We start from the raw sequence: 20,021 nt of genomic DNA on the forward strand, positions 1-20,021 counted from the left end.
GCTTCCACGAGGCTGGGTTACGGCGGCTGGCTGCTGCCGAACCGGTCAAACTCGCGACCGCCACACGGCACCACAGTGGTCGTTTCTGCGGCAGCGCGATCGGCTGTTCGGCACCTATCGCTCTTGGAATGGAGCGTGGTGCAAGTCTTCCTGGAGCGCCGACGGCCTGCCCGGCTGCTGGGTTGTGCGGGCGGGCGCTGCCGTGCTCGGATGGGGGTGCGCCACGGTGCGTTCGTCGTCACCGTGCGCGGTGCCCGGCCGGACACCGGTGACCTTCGTCTTTCGAGGTGACTCCGGTGGCTTCGGGTGCATTTCTCACTGTTCTGCGGCGGCCCGGTGCTGGGCGCCCGGCCGCTGGTGCGGCGATCGCCTCCGTTCCGATCGGCATGCTCGGGCTGGCGGTGCTGCTGCTCGTGCAGCGCTCGCAAGGGCGATTCGCGGCGGCCGGGCTGGCCGTCGGCATGCTTGGCGCCGGGACGGCTGTCGGCATGCTGGTTCAGGGCCGGCTGATCGATCGGTTCGGGCCGACGCCGATCCTGCTCGGGGCGGCCGGCGCGCAGTTGGCCGCGATGACCGGGCTGGTGGTCGCCGGCCGGTCCGGTGCCGGCGCCGCCGTGCAGGTGTTCGCGTTCCTGAGCGGGGCCTGCGAGCCGCAGGTCAATGCGAGCCTGCGGGCGCTGTGGCCCACCCTGCTGCCGCCGCCTCTGCTTCCCGCGGCGATGACCCTGTCGTCGGTGCTGTTCGAGACGACCCTGCTGCTCGGGCCCCTGATGGTGACGGCGCTCCTCCTGGTCACCGAGCCCGCCGGGGTCATCCTGCTCTGCGCGGTGCTGTTCGCGGTGGGTACCGCGATGGTGGCCACCAGCCGCGCGTCGCGAGCCTGGCACGGAGAGGGCCAGCCCGGGGTGGGCCAGCCCGGGGTGGGCCAGCCCGGGGTCGGCCAGCGCGGGGAGGTCCAGTGCGGGGAGGATCAGCGCAGGCAGGGCGGGCGCGGGCAGGGCGGCCGCCGGCTGCGTGGGCGCAGTGGTCTTGTCGGGGCGTTGGCCGGCTCGGGAGTGCGGATGCTGCTGCTGGTCGCGGCTGGGCACGGGGTGATCATCGGGGTGGTTCAGGTGTCGGCGGCTGCGCGCTTCACCGGGCACGCCGGGTTCATGTATGCGGCTCTGTCTGCGGGCAGCCTGACCGGCGCCGTCGTGTCCGGGACCCGGCTGCAGACCGGCCGACCGGCCTGGCGCCTGGCCGCCCTGACCGCCGGGTGCGCGGTTGCCGTCGGCGCCGCCTCGGTCGCGGCGGCGCCGGTGGTGTTCGCCGGCTCGCTCTTTCTGGTCGGCAGCTGCCTTGGGCCGGCGGGGGTGCTCGGCTACGCCCTGGCCGGACGTCTCGCGCCGGCCGGCCATGCCGTCGAAGCCTTCACGATGATCACCGCGGCGGGGCTGAGCACCATTGCCGTCGGGTCGGCCCTGGCGGGCGTGGCCGCCGACCGGTTCGGATCGGCCGGCGCGCTGCGGGTCGCCGCGGCCGGCGGCCTGCTCCTCGCGTTGCTGCTGGTGGGACGCCGCCGGTCACTGGTGGTCGGGTGGTGACGCGGCGGCGCGGTCCAGCAGTAGGGTCCGCTCCCGCCCGTTGCGGGTCAGCGACGCCGCCCGCTCGAACTCGGCCCGCGCCTCGGCGTGCCGGCCCAGCCGGGCCAGGAAGTCGCCGCGTGCGCTGGGCAGCAAGTGGTAGTTCTGCAGGGCCGGGACGGCCACCAGCTGGTCGAGCAGGGCCAGCCCGGCCTCCGGCCCGAACGCCATCGACAGCGCCACCGCGCGGTTCAGCTCGACCACCGGCGACGGCATCGCCTCGGCCAACAGCTCGTAGAGCCCGGCGATGCGCTCCCAGTCGGTGTCGGAGAAGCGCCGGGCCCGGGCGTGGCAGGCCGAGATGGCCGCCTGCAACACGTACGGGCCGGGCCGGCCGTCGATCAGGGGCTCGGCCCGCTCCAGCGCGGCCAGGCCGCGGCGGATCAGCAGCTGATCCCAGCGGGCCCGGTTCTGGTCGGCGAGCAGGATCGGCTCGCCGTCTCCGCCGGTGCGGGCGGCCGCCCGGGACGCCTGGATCTCCATCAGCGCGACCAGGCCGTGCACCTCGGGCTCCCGCGGGGCCAGCCCGGCCAGGACCCGGCCCAGCCGCAGGGCGTCCGCGCACAGCGCCGGCCGCATCCAGTCGTCGCCGGCGGTCGCCGAATAGCCCTCGTTGAAGATCAGGTAGACGACCTCGAGTACTGAGGCGAGCCGGGCCGCCAGCTCGTCGCCCTCCGGCACCTCGAACGGGACCTGCGCGTTGGCCAGGGTCTTCTTGGCCCGCACGATGCGTTGCGCCACGGTCGACTCGGGCACCAGGAAGGCCCGCGCGATCTCGTCGGTGGTCAGGCCGCCGAGCAACCGCAGGGTGAGCGCGGCGCGGGCCTCCGCCGACAGCACCGGGTGGCAGGCCACGAACACCAGCCGCAGCAGGTCGTCGCCGATCCCGTCGTCCTCGGCGATCGCCGCGCCGATGTCCGGGGTGGACTCCTCGAGTTCCCGCCCGACCTCCTCCACCTTGCGCCGGAAGGTCTCGTTGCGCCGGATCTGGTCGACGGCCCGGCGCCGGGCGGTCGTCATCAGCCACGCGCCCGGATTGCGCGGCACACCCTCGGCCGGCCACTGCTCGAGGGCCGCGACCAGCGCGTCCTGGGCCAGTTCCTCGGCCACGCCGAGGTCGCGGACGAGCCGGGTCAGCCCGGCGATGAGCCGGGGCGCCTCGATCCGCCAGACCGCCTCGATCGCGCGGTGAGTGTCAGTGGTCACCGACCTCGTCTACCCGACCGCGCGATCGGACGCAACCGTGGTGATCAGTTGTACCGGGCGCCCTGGTCGCGCCGCTCCACGGTTTCCCGCTGCTCGGCGGTGAGCTCCTCGCCGACGTCCTCGATCTGGATGACCCGCCGGATCTCGATGTTGGTCGGCTCGGTCGCGCCCGGACGCAGAACCGGGTAGCGCTTGAACCACTCGACGCACTCCTCGAGCGACTTCGTCTCGACCAGGAAGAAGCCGGCGATGAGCTCCTTGGTCTCGGTGAACGGCCCGTCCATCACGGTCTTCTTCTCGCCGTCGAAGTAGATCCGGGCGCCCTGGGAGCTGGGGTGCAGACCGTCGGCGGCCAGCAGCACGCCGGCGTCGATCAGCTCCTGGATGAAGTTACCCACCGTCTCGAAATCCTCGGTGGCGGCCGGTCGGCCGGACTCGCTCTCGGCGGTGGCCTTGGTGATCACCATGAACCGCATCGTTGTCTCCTAATGTCAGGTGCGTCCTCATCGGGGTGTCTCACCTACGCGTCGATCGGGCGCCGGCCCATTCGACACCGGCCGGAAAGTTTTTTGGGTTTCGGGCGCAACCACTCACGCAGGTCGCCCGGGAGGGGTGAGCGCCCCGGGCCCTCGGCGGGAGCAGCGGTCCGCCACCCCCGTCCGACCGCCCCACCCACCGCCCAGAACAGACTGAAGACTCCCCTGCTACGACATGCTTTAAAGCGTCAGTTTCATGCCCTCGTGGCTGGCCACGAAGCCGAGCGAGGCGTAGAAGCGATGGGCGTCGGCCCGGCGTTTGTCGGTGGTGAGCTGGGCGAGGGTGCAGCCGCGGGCGCGCGCTCGGTCGAGGGCGAACTCCATCATGCGGCGGCCGATGCCGGCGCCGCGGAGGCCGGTGCGCACGCGGACCGCCTCGATGGTCATGCGTTCGGAGCCGCCCCGGCTGAGGCCGGGGATGAACGTCAGCTGGCAGGTGCCGACGATCGCGCCGTCGTCTTCGGTGGACGCGACGATCAGCTCGTTGCGCGGGTCGGCGTCGATCCGGGCGAAAGCCTCCGTCGGCAGGTCGGTGTCGTAGCCGCCCCGGGCCCGGGCGATGTCGTCGTCGGCGAGCAGAGCCATGATGGCCGGAAGGTCATCCCGCGTGGCCCGGCGGAAGATCACTTCGGCGGGCACCGGAGGCCCTCCTGCGGGACCGTGAGGTCGAGCAGGTAGTTGTCGACCGCCGAGACGATGCAGGTGGTGCTCGGGTAGGCGGTGTGGCCCTCGCCCTCCCAGGTCAGCACGTGGCCGACGCCGAGCATGCCGGCCAGGTCGGCGGTGTTTTCGTAGGGGGTGGCCGGGTCGCCGGTGGTGCCGACCACGACGATCGGCGGGGCGCCCTTGGCCGCGCCCGCCGGGTAGGGATCACGCTTGCCCGGCCAGAACGTGCACGGCAGCATGCCGACCGCGAGCGAGCCGCCGAACAGCGGGTATTTCTGGCGCCACTCGCCCTGCAGCTTGCGCACCTCGTCGACCGAAGGCGCGGCGTCGGTGTCGGCGCAGTTGACGGCCAGGTTGGCGTCGAACAGGTTGCTGTAGTGGCCGCTCGTGTCACGCTCGGCGTACTGGTCGGCCAGCGTGAAAATGCCCTTCGCGTCACCCTGCTGCAGGTCGGCGACCGCGTTGGCGAGTTTCTGCCAGCCCGTTTCGCTGTACAGCGACGAGATCACCGCCACGAAGATCCAGCCCGGGGTGGCCTTGCGGCCGTCGGCACCCGGTACGGGGTTCTTGGCCGCCTTGCTCAGCGCGTCGGTGACCGCCTTGTGGGCGTCGGGCGCGATCGGGCAGTCGTCCGGCGTCTTCCGGCACCAGGAGGCGAAGTTGGAGAACGCCCGCTCGAAGCCCTTGGCCTGCACCTCGGAGCTCGTGATGTAGCTCTGCTTGGGGTCGACCGCCCCGTCCAGCACCATCGCCCGGATCTTGCCGGGGAACAGCTGGGCGTAGGTCGCGCCGAGCAGCGTGCCGTACGAGAAGCCGAGATAGCTCAGCTTGGGGTCGCCGACCGCGGCCCGCAGCGAGTCGATGTCCTTGGCCGCCTGCTCGGTCGAGAAGAACGGCAGTTCGGAGCCGTATTTCTGGCCGCACTCGGTGGCGATCTTCTTGTTCAGCGCGACGTAGGAGTCGAAGGCGGCCGGGCTGACCGGGTCGGGCGCGGCCGCGAAGCTGGCGTCCTGGTCGGTGTCGCTGATGCACTTGATCGGGTTGGACCGGCCGACGCCGCGCGGGTCGAAGCCGATGATGTCGAACCGGTCGGTGATCGCGGTCGGCAGGCCGCCCAGGGTCTGCCCGAACGACAGGTAGACCGCGGTGTCGATGCCCGAGCCGCCCGGGCCGCCCGGGTTGATCAGCAGGGAGCCGACGCGGTCGTGCTGCCGCTTCGAGCGCACGCGGATCATCGCGATGTTGAATTTCTGCCCGCTGCCCGGATTGTTCCAGTCCTCGGGAACGGGCACCGACGCGCAGTCGTACTCCATGCCGGAGGCACCCTGGCCGACCAGATCCTGCGGGATCTCGGGGCAGGGCTTCCAGTCGGTGTTCTGCCCGGACTGCGCCGAGCCGGCGGTCGCGCCCCCGGACGGCGCAAAGGACGGAACGGTGCAACCGGCCAGCGCGACCACGATCGCGACGGGAAGAGCGACGACCAGTCGGGCAAGACGCGGCACAGCGGAGCCTTTCGACGACATTGACTCGGCACGAGGCTAGCCGGTCCGTCTGAGTGCCGCCCTCAGCGGCTGGTGAGTACCTCGGCCAGGTTGAACTGGACCGGACGTTCCAGCTGGTCGTAGGTGCAGGAGTGCGGGTCACGGTCGGGCCGCCAGCGCTCGAACTGTGCGGTGTGCCGGAACCTCAGGCCCTCCATGTAGTCGTAGCGCACCTCGACCACCCGCTCCGGCCGCAGCGGCACGAACGACAGGTCCTTTCCGTTGTTCCAGCGGCTCATCTCGTTCTTGCGCGGGGTGCGCTCGCCACCGGAGTGCGCGGCCCAGTTCCAGGGATGGCCGTCGAACGTCGTCACCAGCGCCTGCATCTCCTGGAACAGTTCCGCGCGCACCGCCATCGAGAACGAGCCGATCACCCCGACCGAGACCAGCACGTCCCGCTCGTCGTACAGCCCCAGCAGCAACGACCCGATCCGGTCGTCGCCCGACTTGTGCAGCCGGTAGCCGGCGACCACGCAATCGGCCGTCCGTTTGTGCTTGATCTTCGCCATCACCCGCTTGTCGGGCTGATAGGTGAGGTCTTTCGCCTTGGCGATCAGCCCGTCGAGCCCGGCCCCCTCGAACTCGGCGAACCACCTTCTCGCCGTGTCGAGATCTTCGGTCGCGGGTGTGACATAGACCGGCGGCTTCGCGTCTTTCAACGCCTCCATCAGCCGCGCCCGCCGCTCCGCGAACGGCCGCTCGGTCAGGTCCTCGTCACCGAGCGCCAGCAGGTCGAACGCCACGAACCCGGCCGGCGTCTGCTCACTGAGCAGCTTGACCCGGCTCGCCGCCGGATGAATCCGCTGCTGCAGAGCTTCGAAATCGAGCGTGTTCCGCCCCGTGTCGGCCACGATCACTTCGCCGTCGATGACCGCGCGCGGCGGGAAGTTTGCCTTGATCGCCTCGACGACCTCCGGGAAATACCGCGTCATCGGCTTCTCGTTGCGACTGCCGATCTCGACCTCGTCACCGTCCCGGAAGATGATCGACCGGAACCCGTCCCACTTGGGCTCATAGACCTGCCCGGCCGGTATCTCGGCGACGGGTTTCGCGAGCATCGGCTTGACCGGCGGATTCAGCGGCAATTCCATTCGCCCAGTCTGCCGTTTCTTCGCTCTTTCGGAAGCCCCGGTCAAAATGTCGTAGCGGGGTGGGGGGTGGCGGACCGTCGCTCCCGCCGAGGGCCCGGCCGGGGCGAGCAGGGCGCTGGCGCGCCCGGAACGCTCACCCCGCCCGGGCGACGTGCGTGCGTGGTTGCGCCCGGCTAGCGCGCCTGGATCGGGGTGAAACGGAGATCGACGGCGCCCTGCGGGTCGTCGGTGCCGGCGCGGTCGAGGCGGATCGGCACGCCGCCCGGGTTGTCGTAGAGGCGGATGCCGTCGCCGAGGAGGATCGGCACCACGTGCAGGTCGATCCGGTCGATCAGGCCGAGTCCGAGCAGTTGGCGGCCGATCGTCGGCGAGAAGACCTCGAGGTTCCTGCCGTCGGCCGCGTCCAGACCGATCCGCACCGCCTCGGCCACCCCGCAGTTGAGGAACGTGACGCCGTCGGCCGGTTTCGCATCCTCGGGGTGGTGGGTGAGCACGAAGATCGCCCCGTCCCAGGCGCCGCCGTAGGGCCGGTTGCCGTCCACCGCCATGTCCCAGCCGTCGCGGCCGCCGAGCACGGCGCCGGTGGTCGTCACGTAGTCGTCGACCAGGCCGGGACGGAACGTGAAGCCGGTCATCCAGTCCATCGAGTGGCCGGGCCCGGCCACGAACCCGTCCAGCGACATCGTGAAGTGCCACAGCACCTGTCCGGTCATCGTCGCGCCCCTCCGTCGAACCAGTTGCGACATGCAACCGGTAGGGAGAGGCTAGAGCACGGCCGCCGCTTTTGGGAAGGACACCCCGCGCGCCTTTGCGGGCCTTACTCAGCCCCTGGGGCGGACGCCATGCTCGTTGCCATGAAGGGGAGGGGTGCTCGACCAAGGCGAGCTGGTGCTGACCGTCTCGCCGGTCGGGCGCTGTCCGAGTGGGACGCGGCTGTCAGTGGACGAGCAGCACTACCAGGCGGTCCAGCTCGGCCGACGGGTCCGCGGCCAGGCCCATGTGCACCGGGCCGGCTCGTAGCACGGTGCTGCGCGGCGCGACCAGCCAGCGGAAGCGTTCGCCCGGGCGCATGTCGGCCGCCGCACCCGCCCCCTTGCAGGTGGCGTCCCACGACGACAGGGCGGTGCGCAGGGCGGCGACGTCGGCGTTCGGGTCGAGGGCGCGCAGGCGGTTCTCGTGCAGGTGGGTGCGGGCGGCCAGGAAGTCTTTCGCCTGCGAATAGAGCACCACGCCGACGTTGATCAGCTCCCCGCGCTCGATGCGGGGGACGGCCTGGATCACCGCGTACTCGTAGGGGACCCTCACGGCAGCCACGCTCCCGGCTCGGCCGCGCGGGCGGTCAGATGGGCGAGGTAGGCGTCGCGGTCACCGTCGTCGAGCCATTCGGCGGGAACGAGGTCGATGACCTCGGCGAGCAGGCCGGGGGTCAGCCGGGCGGCGAGCTGCGGGCCCTCGGTGGGCAGGGCTTTCGCGTACGGCCGGAGCACGTGGTCGTCCCACTTGTAGGCGCGGTGTACGACGTTGGCCGCCCGGGGCCAGTTGTGGTGGAAGTACAACGTCGCGCCGTGGTCGATCATCCACAGCTGGTCGTGCCAGATCAGCAGGTTGGGGTTGCGCCAGCTGCGGTCGACGTTTTCCACGAAAGCGTCGAACGCGATGATGCGGGAGGCGAGCCCCGCCTCGACCGGGTGCGCGACCGGGTCGTAGCCGAGCGCGCCGGGCAGGAAGTCCATGCCGAGGTTGGAGCCTGCGCTCGCCTTGATGAGTTCTTGCACTTCCTGATCGGGCTCGGCGCGGGCGACGATCGGGTCGAGGTGGATCTCGGTGAGGTCGGGGACCGGCAGCCCGAGCCGCCGGCCCAACTCTCCCGAGATCACCTCGGCGACCAGGGCTTTGGGGCCCTGGCCGGCCCCGCGGAACTTCACCACGTACGTCCCCTCGTCGTCGGCTTCGACGACGCCGGGCAGCGACCCGCCCTCACGGAGCGGGGTGACGTAGCGGATGGCGGTGACCTGACGTAGCACGGTTAGACAGTATTCGGTCCCTGGCGGCGCAGTTCGTCGACCTTGGTCATCGCCGAGCGGAGATCGGCCAGCCACTCCTCGGTGTGCTCCCCGACCAGCTTCACGCACCAGGCCAGCGCCTCCGAACGCGACCGCGCCACACCGGCGTCCACCAGCGTGTCGAGGATCTGCCGCTCGGGCTGGCGCAGCCGGGTCATCACCGGCGCGGCCAGGTGGGTGAACAGTTCGTTGGCGTCGCCGCAGCGCAGCCCCCAGGCGACCTTGCGCTGGTAGCGGTGCTCGATCTGGCGGGCGACCCGGATCCGGTCCTCCCGGGTGTCCTCCCGGAACTGGTTGATCCGGCCGGCCTGTGCGGCGGCCCGGTCGGCCTCGGTGGCGTCGTCGCCGAGCGCGGGCTCGGGCAGCCGGCCCCAGATGATGATTTCGTCGCGGTCGATGACGACCTCGGGCCGTTCGCTGAACCAGCCGTCCGGGACGGCCCCGGTGACCCAGGCGGGTGCGTCGTCGGCGGGCGGCGGCTCGGTGCGGGAGCCGGGCGGAGTGGGACGGTAGCGCATCATGACCTCCCCAGAGGATTACTTGATTACATGATTACGCCGTAATGCGAGCGGTGGCCAGGATGTTCGCCGCGAGAGTAAAAAGCCCCGCACCGGCAGGTGCGGGGCGTGGATCAGTTGCGGACTCTGTTGTCCAACGGTTGAGGCTGGGACGCCCACCACTCCGCCGGGACCATGTCGCGCATCTCGTCGGCCAAGGCGTTGAGGTGATCGGCCGTCGGGTGGCCGTGATGGGCGTCGGCGAGGCCGCGCGCCCGGACAGACCATGCGGCCAGCTGCTCGCAGGTGATCGCTACCTGATAGTCCATATTTCCGAGGCTAGAACCGGGCCCGGCCAGGGGCTGCCGGTTTCGCCTTTCGATCAAGCGATAGTGGGAGTGGTCCGGGCTTTATCCGGACGCGGATCGTCCGGAACCGTCCCTAGCATGTGGTGATGGCTATCGCTCGATACCCCGCTTTCGTCATCGACTGCCCCGACGCGGGCACGCTCGCCAACTTCTACGGCACGATGCTCGACTGGAAGATCGAAACCTCCGACGGCTGGGCCGAGATCCGCGCCGAGAACGGCAACTGCATCTCGTTCCAGCAGGTCGAAGGATTCCACGCGCCGACGTGGCCGGGTCAGGAACATCCGCAGCAGATGCACCTGGACGTGAACGTCGACGACCTCGACGCGGGGGAGAAGGCCGTGCTCGAACTGGGCGCGACGAAGCACGAACACCAGCCGGGCACGACCTTCCGCGTTTTCCTCGACCCGGCCGGCCACCCCTTCTGCCTCTGCATCAACTAGGCGCGGCCCAGTCTCTCGGGGTGGTTGAACTCGACGTAGCGACCGCGGCGCAGCAATTGCCACCGGCGTTGCCGATCGCCGAACGGGGTCGCCGATCGGCGGGTGACGACCGGGCCGTAGGCGGCCACCGGCATCGAGAGCGCGTCGAGTACGTACGCCAGGCAGCCGTCCCAGCTCGCGCCGTCGACCGTGGACAGCCGGTCGAAGAAGATGCCTCCGATGCCGCGCAAGCTGTCCCGTCGATCGCCTCGAACTCGGCCACCAGCCGGACCTGTTCGCGCTTCAGCACCTCGGCCACCAGCTCAGCCCGTTCCATGCCCCGAGTGTGGCCGGGTAGATCAATTACATAGACACATGGCGATCTATCTATGGTTTGGCCTACCTTTCGGGCATGGCTCATCGCTCTCTCGTGGTCGTCCTCGCGGCCGTACTCGTCGTGGCGGTCGGGCCGGCGCCGGCCCGGGCCGGGCTGCCCACGCTGGCGGTCGGCGCGACGACGTCGGTCTCCGACACCGTCGGCAGCGGCAACACCTGCGCCGGTTTCCTCGACGAACGAACCCACCTCGGCCCCCTCGGCATCCGGCGGGTCTTCGCCTCGGCCGGGCAGCTGCCGCCCGCCGACGCCGTCACCTGCCAGAACACGTACGGCGGGACACTCTGGTATTCGTTCAAGACCTCGTGCACGCCGAGCGTGGTGGCGGCCGGCGGCTGCGACACCGAGATCCAGAACATCGCGGCGGCGATGCCCGCGAACAGCTACCTGACCTACAACCACGAACCCGAGAACGACATGACCGGCGTTCAGTTCGTCGCCGCCTTCGAGCGGGTCCACACCGTGGCCAAGACGGCCAACCCGGCGGTCAACGTCGTGCCGATCTACATGTCGTACCAGTGGCGGTCGGGCTCGACCCACGTCACCAACAACGGCACCGGCGGCGACAACGAGATCCAGGACTGGCTCGTGCCGGCCGCGTACGCCGACGCGTACGGCCTCGACCTGTACTGGCAGGCCAGCACCCGGGGCAGCGAGCCGGACGACCCGGTCAGCGTGGGCAGCGACCCGCGGATGATCCGGTGGTACAACGCGGTCAGCGGCCTCGGCCGGCCGCTCACGCTGCCCGAGTGGGGCATCGACGACGACCAGGGCACACGGGCCTCTCGCGGCCCGGCGATCCGCGCTTCCCGTACGTGGCTGACAGCCCACAACTTCCACATCGTGTGCTACTGGCAGCTCGACAACTGGTACCTCGGCGCGACAACCGTCCCGACCGGCGGCTACGCCGACCCGGACGGTGTCGCCGCCTATCAGGAGCTGGTTGCCGCCGCCATGCCCTGAGCCGGTCCTACGCTGACCGTTGTGAAGGACGTCGTGCTGTTTCATTCGCTCTACGGACTGCGGGACGCCGTCCTGGACACGGCCGAAGTTCTGCGGGCGGCCGGGCACCGGGTCACCGCGCCCGATCTGTACGACGGGCCGGTGGCGCGGTCGATCGAGGAAGGCTTCGAGATCAGTAAGCGCGTCGGGTGGGAGGTCATCGTGGGCCGGGCGCGCGACGCGGTGCGGGATGTCCCGGCCGATGCGGTGCTGGCCGGGCTGTCGATGGGCGCCGGAGTCGTCGGGGAGCTGCTGGCCGAGCGCCCGGGCACGGCCGGACTGCTGCTGTTGCACGGCGTCGGTGGCCGGCCCCGCGACGTGCGCCGCGGACTGCCGGTGCAGGTGCACGTGGGGGAGGCGGACACGATGTTCCCGCCCGCGGACGTGGCGGCCTGGCGGAGCGCGATGACGGCGGCCGGTGCGGCGGTCGAGGTGTTCACCTATGCCGGCGTGCGGCACTTCTTCACCGACCCCGGCGTCGACGAGCACGACGAGGCGGCGGCGAGCCGGGCGTGGCAGCGCAGCATCGAATTCCTCGGGGCACTCTGACTCCGCGGGAGCGGGTTCTCGGGTTTCGGGCGCAACCATTTACGCACGTCGCCCGGGTGGGGTGAGCGTTCTGGGCGCGCCAGCGCCCTGCTCGCCCCGGCCGGGCCCTCGGCGGGAGCGACGGTCCGCCACCCACCACCCCGCTACGACATCTGATCTTCAAAGCACGAACGCATCCGTCCACAGCTGCCGCGACCGGCCCGACAGGGCCTCCATCAACGCGATCGCCTGGTTGTCGGTGAGCCCGGCGACGAAGTCGACCACCGCGCGGCCGCGGGCCCGGGTGATGCGTTCGGGGGTGCCTTCGGGGAGCTCGGCCTCGGCCAGCTCGACCAGGTCGGCCAGGCGGCGCGGGATGCGCTCCTCCTCGTCGGGGTCGGTCAGCCACTCCAGCAGCGCCTCGACCAGCGACGCGAGCAGGCGGCCCTGGCCGCGCTGGTGCAGGGCCAGGTCGGGGCGGGCGAGGACGAACTTGTTCTGGATGAACTTGAGGATCTGCACCTCGTGCCACTGGGCGGTGGCCAGCTGGACGTGGCCGGAGCGGATCGCGGGCTGCTCGATGACCTCGATGGACTCGACCAGCCGCTGGGTCCAGGTGGCGGAGAAGGCGGCGACCCGGGACTCCGACTCGAGCGAACCGTCGAAGGGGCGCGCCAGCAGGCCGTCGACCAGTTCGGCGCGGACGAGTTCGACCGCGGCGGCGAATGTTTCGTCGTTGACCATCCAGGCGTCCTTGCGGTGCAGTTGGCGGCGCAGCGATTCGATGGCGCCGCCGGCCCGTCCGAGGTCGGTGTCGGGGCCCCAGCGCTGCCAGGCCATCAGTTCGGCGGCGACCGCCCCCTGCTGGAGGACGCCGACGCGGTGCACGTCCTCGAGGTCGTGGATGGCGTAGGCGATGTCGTCGGCGGTGTCCATGATCGAGGCCTCGACGGTCTGCTGCCAGTCGGCGACCCGGCCGGCGAACGGCGCCCGGGCCGCGATCATGTCGTCGACCTCGGTGGAGTAGGCGCCGAATTTCATCGAGCCGCCGTCCGGGTCGTCGGGTGGTGCGGCGGCGCCCCGGGGGGTGGGATCCATGAACCGCGGGTGTGGGTCGGGGTAGCCGCGACGGGTCCACGGGTATTTGAGGATCGCCGCGCGGACCGCGTTGGTCAGGTTGAGCCCGATCGTGGCCTGGCCCCGGATCTCGGTGCTCGTGACGATGCGGTAGGACTGGGCATTGCCCTCGAAGCCGTCCCGGAGACGCAGCCTGACCCGGGCCAGATGATCAAGAACTCGCTCGCCCAGATGCCCGAACGGCGGGTGGCCGAGATCGTGCGCGAGCGCGGCTGCCTCGACGACGTCGGGGTCGCAGCCGCCCAATTTCTCGGTCACGTCGGAAAAATCCGACAGGCGCTCGGCAATCGCACGCGCGACCTGCGCCACCTTCAAGCTGTGGGTCATCCGGTTGTGCACGAGAAGGCCGGCGCCACCCGGGCTGATCACCTGGGTGACGCCGGCCAGTCGGGCGAAGAACGGAGAACTGACAATCCGGTCCCGATCGACGCGGAACGGGCTGCCGGCCAGATCGCCGGGCGCGATCAGTGAAGAGCCGAAAAGCCGATGAGCACGCGGATCGTCCATCCCCCAGACGTTACCGGGACTGCAGCGCGTCCAGACCGACGGCCATCGCCACGATCAGCCGGCGGTCCAGCTGGGGGTCGTGAATCGTGATCGTGTAGCGGTCCCGCAAACCCCACTTCTTGACCACTGAGAACGCCGGCCGGTCGCCGATCATGAACTCGAAGTGGTAGGGCAGCCAGGACAGCCAGTCGACGAACCGGCGCAGCAGGGCGATTACCAGGCTGCGCTCCTGCCCGATCATCTCGCCGTAGCCCGGCTGCTCCAGGTGCCACGTCGAGCGCAGCAGGGACTTGCCGAAGTTCTTCCGGAACAGCCCGACCGGCGCGCCGGCCGCGTCGAAGACGTCATAGGTCGCGCCCAGGTCGAGCACCTGTCGGGCCTTGAAGGCGAGAACCGGGGTCTGCTTCGTGTCGTCGGTGTAGAGGGTGACCTGCTCCTTGAACGCCAGCCGCTTCTGCTGGGCGAAAGCGAGCAGGCCCGCCTCCTGCCCGTCCGGGCTGACCGCGTGCACTTCGTATTGGTTGACCATCAGGCGCACTCGCTGACGCATGATGAGTTGCTGTTGGGTCTGCAATGTTGTGACCGTCACGGCCTGGGAGTGTGGCACAGCCACGCGAATCTGTGGAGATCCTCAGCACCTCGGTGGCGAGAGGTGGCGAAGGCCTGAACAATGGCGGAATGGCGAAGCGAGGACGCAAGGGATCTCTGATCGCGCTGGCCCTGGGTGCGGCGGCGGTGTGGGTCGGTAGGGACATCCCCCGGCAGATGGGCGCCAAGGCGAAGGGCGAACGTCTGGCGAGGATGCAGGCGTCCCCGCAATACTCGGGCGGCAAGTTCCGCAACACGGTTCCCGCGACCGAGGTGCCGGCGTCCTCGATCCCGTCGCTGGCGCTGTCGGCGATGACCGGCCGCGAGGCCCGGCACCCGCACCAGCCGATCCCGGTGGTCACCCCGCCGACCGGCGCGGACGCCGAAGGGCTGCACGTCACCTGGTTCGGCCACTCGTCGGCGATGGTCGAGATCGAGGGCAAGCGCGTCCTGCTGGACCCGGTGTGGAGCGAGCGCTGCTCCCCCTCCCGCCTCGGCGGACCCAAGCGCTTGCACGAGCCCCCGCTGCCCCTGCGTGAACTCCCGCCCCTCGACGCGGTCCTGATCTCCCACGACCACTACGACCACCTCGACATGGAGACCATCCAGAACCTGGTCGACCTGCAGGCGGCGCCGTTCCTGGTCCCGCTGGGCGTCGGCGCCCACCTTCAGCGCTGGGGAGTCCCGGCCACCCGCATCGTCGAACTCGACTGGAACGAGACCCACCACGTCGCGGGCCTCGAGTTCGTCGCCACCGCCGCCCGCCACTTCTCGGGCCGGGGCTTCAGCCGCGACGAAACCCTGTGGACCAGCTGGATCATCAACGGCCCGACGCGCAAGGTCTTCTACTCCGGTGACACCGGCTATTTCCCGGGCTTCGCCGAGATCGGCGAACGCCACGGCCCCTTCGACGTCACGCTGATCCAGGTCGGCGCCTACGGCGACGCGTGGCCCGACATTCACATGGTCCCCGAGGACGGCGTGGCCACCCACGTCGACGTCCGCGGCGGCCTGATGATTCCGGTCCACTGGGCCACCTTCAACCTGGCCCTCCACGACTGGCCGGAACCGGCCGACCGCACCTGGCGCGAAGCCAAAGCCCGCGACGTGCGCCTGGCCGTCCCGCGCCCGGGCGAACGCGTCGACGTCGACAACCCGCCGGCGGTCGACGGCTGGTGGCAACAGATCGCCTGAGCGTCCGGACGGCGCTTACCGTTGCGCCTCGAAATAGGCTTTCTGGGCCGGGTAGTAGTCGTCGAAGACGGGCAGCGGTCGTTCCTCGCGGGCGGCGACCAGCGCGTCCAGGTAGTACTCCCAGCCCGGCCCCACCTCGCCCACCGCGTCGGTGGTGGTCAGATGCTGGGTGAACCGCAACTCGGTCACCCCCGCGCTCTCGGCCAGTTCCATCTCCAGCAGCCACCGGTCGTTCTCGTCTCCGGCCGAGAGGACGAGCCGGTGCGGCGCCTGGCAGGCGTCGATCGTCATGTCCATCCAGGGCTGCCCGTCCTCGTGCACCATCTGCACCTTGATCGTGCGCCCCGGCGCGCCCTCGCCCTGCCACGGTCCGAACCAGCGAGCGGTCCGCTCGGGCTCGGTCAAACTGGCCCAGACGTCATCGATCGGCGCGCGAAAGCCGCGCGTCAGCACGAGGTCGTTGCCGAACAGCCGGCCGGTGGGGCTCATGCGCTCTCCTTTTGCCCAGTGTTGCGGGCGTTCTCGTTTTCGGCCGCCTGGCGTTCGCGGCGGGTGCGGTAGACCTCGGTCTGCAGCGCGTCGAGGTGGTGCTCCCAGCCGGCGGGGCGCGTCAGCCGCCCCAGCCAGCCGGCCAGTTCGTCGAGTGGCCCGGTGACCAGCGTGTAGACCCGGCGGCGCCCGTCGACCGCGTCGTGCACGAGCCCGGCCGCGCGCAGCACCCGCAGGTGCCGGCTGACCGCGGGCCGGCTGATCTCGAATCGCCCGGCGATCTGCCCCGCCGACTGCGGCTCGTCGCGCAGCATCAGCAGGATCTCCCGTCGCACCGGGTCGGCGATCGCCCCCGTCACCTCGTCCACGCCGGGAAGCGTAACCAACAGGTTACGCTTCCCGCAATACTCCTTGACCGGAGTGAGACGCAGATCAACAGTCGTCGGTGCGCCGGGGGCAGTAGTTTGACGAGGTGTCGACGAAGACAGAGCTGAGCAGCGCAGACCTTGAAGAGATCCGGCAGTCCGCCCTGGGGGCCGCCGACCCGCTGGGAGTGGCGGCCGAGCTGGCCGATGCCGCTCAGAGCGGGCGGCTGAGCGACCCGAGTGACGCGGGCTTCGCGCTGGCGCTGGCCGCGGAGATCGCGGAGAGCCGCACCAAGCTGGACGCCGCCCTGACCTACGTGGAGCGCGCCGTCGAGGCGTTCGGGGAGCGGATCGACAGCAAGGTCGCCGCGGCGAAGGCGTTGCGGGCGCGCATCCTGTTCCGGGTCGGGCGCAACGACGAGGCGCTGGCCGCCCTGGAGTCGCTGCGTCCGACGCTCACCGAATACCCGGATGCCGCCGCCTACCTCACGGCCGCGCTGGCCGCCGGTGGACGACCCGACCTGGCCGAGGAGTGGCTGACCGAGGCGGTCAAGGCGTCGCTGGCGGAACGAAAAGAGCCGACCGACGCCGACGACGCCGGGCAGCTGTTCTTCCTGCTGCAGCAGCGGCATCGGCTCCGGCACGCGCTGGGCCGGCCGCACGACGCGCACGACAACCTGGCCGAGCGGCTGGAGACACGGCTGGCCAACGCGCAGACCACCCCGCAGGAGGCCGACCTGGTCTTCTTCCCGCAGGCCGAGTTCGCCAAGCTGATCGAGCAGTGGCCCGCGCTGGCCGAGGCCTACGGCAAGGACTGGGACGACCACCGCGCCCGCCTGGAAAAGGACCTGGTGCGGCTGGGCGGCCACACGCTGCTCAAGGGCACGGCCGACGGGCTGACCGCGCTGGGCGACCCGACCGACCCGAAGACCCGCACCGCCTACGCCGACACGCCGGGCGAGGAGATCTCCTGGCCGCCCGAGCGCAACGGGCAGTGCTGGTGCGGGTCGGGCAACAAATACAAGAAGTGCTGCCTGCCGCGCTCGCGCTGAACTGCTAGGGCTCCTCGTAGCGGGCCAGGCGGAGCCGGTAACCGAAGACGGCGATCGAGCCGAGAGTGCAGAGCAGCCAGACGGCGGCGGCGTGGGCGAGACCTTGCCCGACGATGTCGATGCCGCCGCCGTCGACCGCGTAGTTGCCGATCTCGCGGGCCGACCAGAAGGGCATCAGCTTGGCGACGGTGCCGGCCGGGTCGGCCAGCATCTGGACGGCGCAGACGCTCAGCAACGCCAGCGCGCCCTCCAGTTCGCGGGGGAGCAGCGCGCCGATCAGGCTGCCGAAGGGCGCCGCGACAAACGCGCTGACCAGCATCATCACGGCCGCCGCCCACGGGTGCGGGACGGTCTGGTCGAGGGCGGTCAGCGTCCAGTACCCGAGGGCGATCGCGACGCCCACGCCGGTCATCGCGACCAGCCGCCCGCCGATGATGCCGGCGACCGGCGCGCCGTTGAGGCGCAGCCGCGGGTCGACGCTGCGGGAGGCGTTGACCACGAACAGGGTCAGCGTCGACACGGCCCAGCCGATGCCGAGGGTCAGCATGCGCATCGACTGGCCGGTCTGGTCGCGCCGCACCAGGTAGAACCAGAACGGCAGCGCGATCACCAGCACGAGCGCGGTGCGGCGCCGGCCGACCTCGCGGGCCGACAGGGTGGCCACCACCAGGGTTGTCATTTTCCCGCCCCCAGATCGAGCACGTGATCGACGTTCTGCAGGTCGTGCAGCAGGTGGGTGACGACCACGACCGCCCGCCCGGCGTCGCGCCAGGCGAAGACCTGCTGCCAGAAATCCAGGTAGGTGCCCTGGTCGAAGCCCTGGTAGGGCTCGTCGAGCAGGAGGAGATCGGGGGCGTGCAGCTCGCCGAGCACGAGGTTGAGCTTCTGCCGGGTGCCTGAAGACAACTGCTGGGCCCGCTGGCCGCGGCCCGGGCGCCAGGCCAGGCGGGTGGCCAGATGTACGCCGGCGGACCGCGCCCGCCGAGGCACGATCCCGGCCGCCGCGCCGAACAACGTGAAGTGCTCCTCGGCGGTCAACCACCCGACCGTCCCGCCGTCCTGGGGTACGAACCCGATCCGCCGGGTGCGCCGGACCGTGCCCGCGCTCGGCCGGACCAGCCCGGCGCAGATCCGCAGCAGCGTCGACTTCCCGCAGCCGTTGGCCCCGACGATCGCGGCCACCTCGCCACCACGCACGGAGAGGTTCACGTCGGCGAACACGGTCTGTCGCCGATATCGTTTCGCCACCCCGGTCAGGCTGAGGAAGATCGGGCCGGCGGCCAGCCGGGTACGCCCGGAAGACGCGCTCAACTCGGACACGAGATGCCGCGCATAGAGGTGCGCCGGCCCGAATACTTCGGACGGTGCCGCCGTCTGTTCGGCGGCCTGGGCCGCCGTCTCGTCGCTGAGCTGCCGAGCCCGCGCGGGCGGCAGGCCCAGCCGGATCAGCTCGGTCTCGAAGAGCGTCGGCCAGTCACTCATCGCGACGACTCCGAGGTCACGATCAGGCAGTCGACGCCGTCGCGGAAGCGCTGCCACTCGGCCGCCTGCGACTCGAGCATCGCCAGGCCGGGTGGGGTGATCGCGTAGTACTTCCGGCGGGGGCCGGACTCGGACGGCCCCCAGCTCGGGCGGGCGAGTCCTTGCTGTTCGAGGCGCAGGAGTGCCGGGTAGAGCGTGCCGCCGGGCACCTCGGCGACTCCGGCGGCGGCAAGTCGCTGGGACAGCCCGTAGCCGTAGTCGGCGCGCTCGCGGAGCATCGCCAGCAGGCACAGGTCGAGGAAGCCGTGCAGCCACGGCCGAGGTGTGGTCACCTAGGTAGGCTAGCTGGTTAGTAGGCAGCCTGACTAGCCGCCCGCGGGCACGCAGACCTTGACCGCGCCGGGGACGACCGCCGCGCTGAACCGCCGGGTCGATGAACGGCCACCACCGTCCAGCTCGTAGGGCATCGGCGCGTCCAGCTTCACCTCGATCTTGCGAGCGCGCGTGGTCCGCACGAACGGCGAATGATCGGACCGGCCGACGGCCATCGTGCCCAGCGCCCGCGCCCACTCCAGGGCACCCTGCGCGGTCGCCACGCCGACGTCCAGCCAGCCGTCGTCCGGCTTCGCGTCGTCGAACGCCTTGATCCCGCCGCTGATCCGGCTCACGTTGCCGATCAGCACACAGCTCGCCTCTTCGTCGAACCATTTCGTGCCGTCGATCGTGATCTTGGCCCGGGCCGGCTCGCCGTCGAGGTGCCGCAGGCCGGTCCAGACGTACGCGAGCTTGCCGAGCCGGTCCTTCAATTTGCGGTCGGCGTCGCTGATCATGGCGCCGTCGAAGCCGACCCCGGCCATCACGCCGAAATGCTCGCCGTCGAGCGTGCCCAGGTCGATCCGCCGGCGCCGGCCGTGGAACGCCACGTGCACCGAGTCGGCCAGCGAGATCGGGATGTCGAGGTTGTGGGCGAGCAGGTTGCCCGTACCGGCCGGGATGACCGCGAGCGGGATCTTCGAGCCGCCCTTGACCGACGCCAGCGTGTCGAGGGCACGCTGCACCATCCCGTCACCGCCCCAGACGATCAGCAGGTCGACCCCGGCCTTGATGGCCTTGCGCAGCGGCTTGGGCGCCTTCCGGCTCTTCGGCACCTCGTGCCAGAGAAGCCGGTCGACGCCCTCGTCGGAGATGCGGCGGCGCAGCTCGTCGAGGCCGCCGTCCAGAGTCTTACGCTGGTGGGCCACGACGGCGACGGTCCGAGGGGTACGCATGAC

Annotated in this window: 25 protein-coding genes; 6 read left to right on the top strand and 19 right to left on the bottom strand. The window is 70.7% G+C overall.

Annotated features, from left to right (window positions below):
- Window positions 1-296: 296 nt before the first annotated feature.
- On the top strand, window positions 297-1,583 hold the full coding sequence (locus ACIA5C_RS16120; protein WP_396055106.1) for an MFS transporter: 1,287 nt from the start codon (window positions 297-299) through the stop codon (window positions 1,581-1,583).
- On the opposite strand, the gene ACIA5C_RS16125 is transcribed toward ACIA5C_RS16120, so the two are convergent.
- From ACIA5C_RS16125 to ACIA5C_RS16170, 10 genes are all read right to left on the bottom strand, one after another.
- Window positions 1,563-2,828, bottom strand: a complete 1,266-nt coding sequence (locus tag ACIA5C_RS16125) for an RNA polymerase sigma factor (protein ID WP_396055108.1) — start codon at window positions 2,826-2,828, stop codon at window positions 1,563-1,565. The two genes, ACIA5C_RS16120 and ACIA5C_RS16125, sit on opposite strands and share 21 nt — an antisense overlap.
- 44 nt (window positions 2,829-2,872) lie before the next feature.
- A complete protein-coding gene (locus tag ACIA5C_RS16130) occupies window positions 2,873-3,304 on the bottom strand; it encodes a YciI family protein (RefSeq protein WP_396055110.1) in 432 nt (143 codons plus the stop codon).
- 240 nt (window positions 3,305-3,544) lie between these two features.
- Window positions 3,545-3,949: a GNAT family N-acetyltransferase gene (locus tag ACIA5C_RS16135; protein WP_396055629.1), complete on the bottom strand. Its 405-nt coding sequence runs from the start codon at window positions 3,947-3,949 to the stop codon at window positions 3,545-3,547.
- A 38-nt stretch (window positions 3,950-3,987) separates the two neighbouring features.
- Complete coding sequence (locus ACIA5C_RS16140) at window positions 3,988-5,553, bottom strand: alpha/beta hydrolase (RefSeq protein ID WP_396055112.1); 1,566 nt, start codon at window positions 5,551-5,553, stop codon at window positions 3,988-3,990.
- A 41-nt stretch (window positions 5,554-5,594) separates the two neighbouring features.
- Window positions 5,595-6,662, bottom strand: coding sequence for an ATP-dependent DNA ligase (locus ACIA5C_RS16145; protein ID WP_396055114.1), 1,068 nt, complete (start codon window positions 6,660-6,662; stop codon window positions 5,595-5,597).
- A 173-nt stretch (window positions 6,663-6,835) separates the two neighbouring features.
- Window positions 6,836-7,375 carry a dihydrofolate reductase family protein gene (locus tag ACIA5C_RS16150; RefSeq protein WP_396055116.1) on the bottom strand — a complete coding sequence of 180 codons (540 nt, stop codon included), beginning with the start codon at window positions 7,373-7,375 and terminating at the stop codon, window positions 6,836-6,838.
- A gap of 223 nt (window positions 7,376-7,598) precedes the next feature.
- Entirely contained in the window at window positions 7,599-7,967 is a 369-nt protein-coding gene (locus ACIA5C_RS16155) for a DUF3037 domain-containing protein (protein WP_396055118.1), read from the bottom strand.
- Entirely contained in the window at window positions 7,964-8,686 is a 723-nt protein-coding gene (locus tag ACIA5C_RS16160) for a HipA family kinase (RefSeq protein WP_396055120.1), read from the bottom strand. Before ACIA5C_RS16160 ends, ACIA5C_RS16155 begins: the two co-directional genes overlap by 4 nt.
- Window positions 8,687-8,688: 2 nt before the next feature.
- Window positions 8,689-9,243, bottom strand: coding sequence for a hypothetical protein (locus ACIA5C_RS16165; RefSeq protein WP_396055122.1), 555 nt, complete (start codon window positions 9,241-9,243; stop codon window positions 8,689-8,691).
- A 113-nt stretch (window positions 9,244-9,356) separates the two neighbouring features.
- Entirely contained in the window at window positions 9,357-9,551 is a 195-nt protein-coding gene (locus tag ACIA5C_RS16170; protein ID WP_396055124.1) for a hypothetical protein, read from the bottom strand.
- A 125-nt stretch (window positions 9,552-9,676) separates the two neighbouring features.
- On the opposite strand from ACIA5C_RS16170, the gene ACIA5C_RS16175 reads away from it, so the two are divergent.
- Complete coding sequence (locus ACIA5C_RS16175) at window positions 9,677-10,033, top strand: VOC family protein (protein WP_396055126.1); 357 nt, start codon at window positions 9,677-9,679, stop codon at window positions 10,031-10,033.
- Here ACIA5C_RS16175 and ACIA5C_RS16180 read toward each other — a convergent pair.
- A complete protein-coding gene (locus tag ACIA5C_RS16180) occupies window positions 10,030-10,263 on the bottom strand; it encodes a coproporphyrinogen III oxidase (protein WP_396055128.1) in 234 nt (77 codons plus the stop codon). The two genes, ACIA5C_RS16175 and ACIA5C_RS16180, sit on opposite strands and share 4 nt — an antisense overlap.
- Window positions 10,264-10,424: 161 nt before the next feature.
- Between ACIA5C_RS16180 and ACIA5C_RS16185 the strand changes: the two genes are divergently transcribed.
- Entirely contained in the window at window positions 10,425-11,369 is a 945-nt protein-coding gene (locus ACIA5C_RS16185) for a hypothetical protein (RefSeq protein ID WP_396055130.1), read from the top strand.
- 21 nt (window positions 11,370-11,390) lie between these two features.
- Window positions 11,391-11,957: a dienelactone hydrolase family protein gene (locus tag ACIA5C_RS16190; protein WP_396055132.1), complete on the top strand. Its 567-nt coding sequence runs from the start codon at window positions 11,391-11,393 to the stop codon at window positions 11,955-11,957.
- A gap of 159 nt (window positions 11,958-12,116) precedes the next feature.
- Here ACIA5C_RS16190 and ACIA5C_RS16195 read toward each other — a convergent pair whose 3' ends face one another.
- Both ACIA5C_RS16195 and ACIA5C_RS16200 read right to left on the bottom strand, forming a co-directional pair.
- Window positions 12,117-13,580, bottom strand: a complete 1,464-nt coding sequence (locus ACIA5C_RS16195) for a deoxyguanosinetriphosphate triphosphohydrolase family protein (RefSeq protein ID WP_396055134.1) — start codon at window positions 13,578-13,580, stop codon at window positions 12,117-12,119.
- Between the two features lie 10 nt (window positions 13,581-13,590).
- Window positions 13,591-14,130 carry a hypothetical protein gene (locus ACIA5C_RS16200; protein WP_396055136.1) on the bottom strand — a complete coding sequence of 180 codons (540 nt, stop codon included), beginning with the start codon at window positions 14,128-14,130 and terminating at the stop codon, window positions 13,591-13,593.
- A 128-nt stretch (window positions 14,131-14,258) separates the two neighbouring features.
- On the opposite strand from ACIA5C_RS16200, the gene ACIA5C_RS16205 reads away from it, so the two are divergent.
- On the top strand, window positions 14,259-15,362 hold the full coding sequence (locus tag ACIA5C_RS16205; protein WP_396055138.1) for an MBL fold metallo-hydrolase: 1,104 nt from the start codon (window positions 14,259-14,261) through the stop codon (window positions 15,360-15,362).
- Window positions 15,363-15,377: 15 nt separating this feature from the next.
- Here ACIA5C_RS16205 and ACIA5C_RS16210 read toward each other — a convergent pair whose 3' ends face one another.
- A complete protein-coding gene (locus ACIA5C_RS16210) occupies window positions 15,378-15,851 on the bottom strand; it encodes an SRPBCC family protein (protein ID WP_396055140.1) in 474 nt (157 codons plus the stop codon).
- Complete coding sequence (locus ACIA5C_RS16215) at window positions 15,848-16,219, bottom strand: metalloregulator ArsR/SmtB family transcription factor (protein ID WP_396055142.1); 372 nt, start codon at window positions 16,217-16,219, stop codon at window positions 15,848-15,850. The genes ACIA5C_RS16210 and ACIA5C_RS16215 overlap by 4 nt, the downstream gene beginning before the upstream one ends.
- Before the next feature lie 104 nt (window positions 16,220-16,323).
- Between ACIA5C_RS16215 and ACIA5C_RS16220 the strand changes: the two genes are divergently transcribed.
- The gene (locus ACIA5C_RS16220) at window positions 16,324-17,268 is read left to right on the top strand and encodes an SEC-C domain-containing protein (RefSeq protein ID WP_396055144.1); all 945 of its coding nucleotides are present in this window, start codon (window positions 16,324-16,326) and stop codon (window positions 17,266-17,268) included.
- A 4-nt stretch (window positions 17,269-17,272) separates the two neighbouring features.
- On the opposite strand, the gene ACIA5C_RS16225 is transcribed toward ACIA5C_RS16220, so the two are convergent.
- From ACIA5C_RS16225 to ACIA5C_RS16240, 4 genes are read right to left on the bottom strand one after another with little or no spacing between them, the layout of a single operon-like run.
- Window positions 17,273-17,947, bottom strand: a complete 675-nt coding sequence (locus ACIA5C_RS16225; RefSeq protein WP_396055146.1) for a hypothetical protein — start codon at window positions 17,945-17,947, stop codon at window positions 17,273-17,275.
- Entirely contained in the window at window positions 17,944-18,750 is an 807-nt protein-coding gene (locus ACIA5C_RS16230; RefSeq protein ID WP_396055148.1) for an ATP-binding cassette domain-containing protein, read from the bottom strand. Before ACIA5C_RS16230 ends, ACIA5C_RS16225 begins: the two co-directional genes overlap by 4 nt.
- On the bottom strand, window positions 18,747-19,082 hold the full coding sequence (locus ACIA5C_RS16235; protein WP_396055150.1) for a PadR family transcriptional regulator: 336 nt from the start codon (window positions 19,080-19,082) through the stop codon (window positions 18,747-18,749). The genes ACIA5C_RS16230 and ACIA5C_RS16235 overlap by 4 nt, the downstream gene beginning before the upstream one ends.
- Window positions 19,083-19,115: 33 nt before the next feature.
- On the bottom strand, window positions 19,116-20,018 hold the full coding sequence (locus tag ACIA5C_RS16240) for a diacylglycerol/lipid kinase family protein (RefSeq protein ID WP_396055153.1): 903 nt from the start codon (window positions 20,016-20,018) through the stop codon (window positions 19,116-19,118).
- Window positions 20,019-20,021: the final 3 nt, after the last annotated feature.

It is taken from the genome of Actinoplanes sp. NPDC051343, assembly GCF_044455125.1.
Taxonomy (GTDB): Bacteria; Actinomycetota; Actinomycetes; order Mycobacteriales; family Micromonosporaceae; genus Actinoplanes.

Coding starts and splice junctions, on each gene's coding strand:
- ACIA5C_RS16130 (WP_396055110.1), bottom strand. CDS start 3,304: ATGCGGTTCATGGTGATCACCAAGGCCACCGCCGAGAGCGAGTCCGGC.
- ACIA5C_RS16240 (WP_396055153.1), bottom strand. CDS start 20,018: ATGCGTACCCCTCGGACCGTCGCCGTCGTGGCCCACCAGCGTAAGACT.
- ACIA5C_RS16165 (WP_396055122.1), bottom strand. CDS start 9,243: ATGCGCTACCGTCCCACTCCGCCCGGCTCCCGCACCGAGCCGCCGCCC.
- ACIA5C_RS16140 (WP_396055112.1), bottom strand. CDS start 5,553: ATGTCGTCGAAAGGCTCCGCTGTGCCGCGTCTTGCCCGACTGGTCGTC.
- ACIA5C_RS16150 (WP_396055116.1), bottom strand. CDS start 7,375: ATGACCGGACAGGTGCTGTGGCACTTCACGATGTCGCTGGACGGGTTC.
- ACIA5C_RS16225 (WP_396055146.1), bottom strand. CDS start 17,947: ATGACAACCCTGGTGGTGGCCACCCTGTCGGCCCGCGAGGTCGGCCGG.
- ACIA5C_RS16205 (WP_396055138.1), top strand. CDS start 14,259: ATGGCGAAGCGAGGACGCAAGGGATCTCTGATCGCGCTGGCCCTGGGT.
- ACIA5C_RS16170 (WP_396055124.1), bottom strand. CDS start 9,551: ATGGACTATCAGGTAGCGATCACCTGCGAGCAGCTGGCCGCATGGTCT.
- ACIA5C_RS16175 (WP_396055126.1), top strand. CDS start 9,677: ATGGCTATCGCTCGATACCCCGCTTTCGTCATCGACTGCCCCGACGCG.
- ACIA5C_RS16230 (WP_396055148.1), bottom strand. CDS start 18,750: ATGAGTGACTGGCCGACGCTCTTCGAGACCGAGCTGATCCGGCTGGGC.
- ACIA5C_RS16145 (WP_396055114.1), bottom strand. CDS start 6,662: ATGGAATTGCCGCTGAATCCGCCGGTCAAGCCGATGCTCGCGAAACCC.
- ACIA5C_RS16195 (WP_396055134.1), bottom strand. CDS start 13,580: ATGGACGATCCGCGTGCTCATCGGCTTTTCGGCTCTTCACTGATCGCG.
- ACIA5C_RS16135 (WP_396055629.1), bottom strand. CDS start 3,949: ATGGCTCTGCTCGCCGACGACGACATCGCCCGGGCCCGGGGCGGCTAC.
- ACIA5C_RS16185 (WP_396055130.1), top strand. CDS start 10,425: ATGGCTCATCGCTCTCTCGTGGTCGTCCTCGCGGCCGTACTCGTCGTG.
- ACIA5C_RS16200 (WP_396055136.1), bottom strand. CDS start 14,130: ATGCGTCAGCGAGTGCGCCTGATGGTCAACCAATACGAAGTGCACGCG.
- ACIA5C_RS16210 (WP_396055140.1), bottom strand. CDS start 15,851: ATGAGCCCCACCGGCCGGCTGTTCGGCAACGACCTCGTGCTGACGCGC.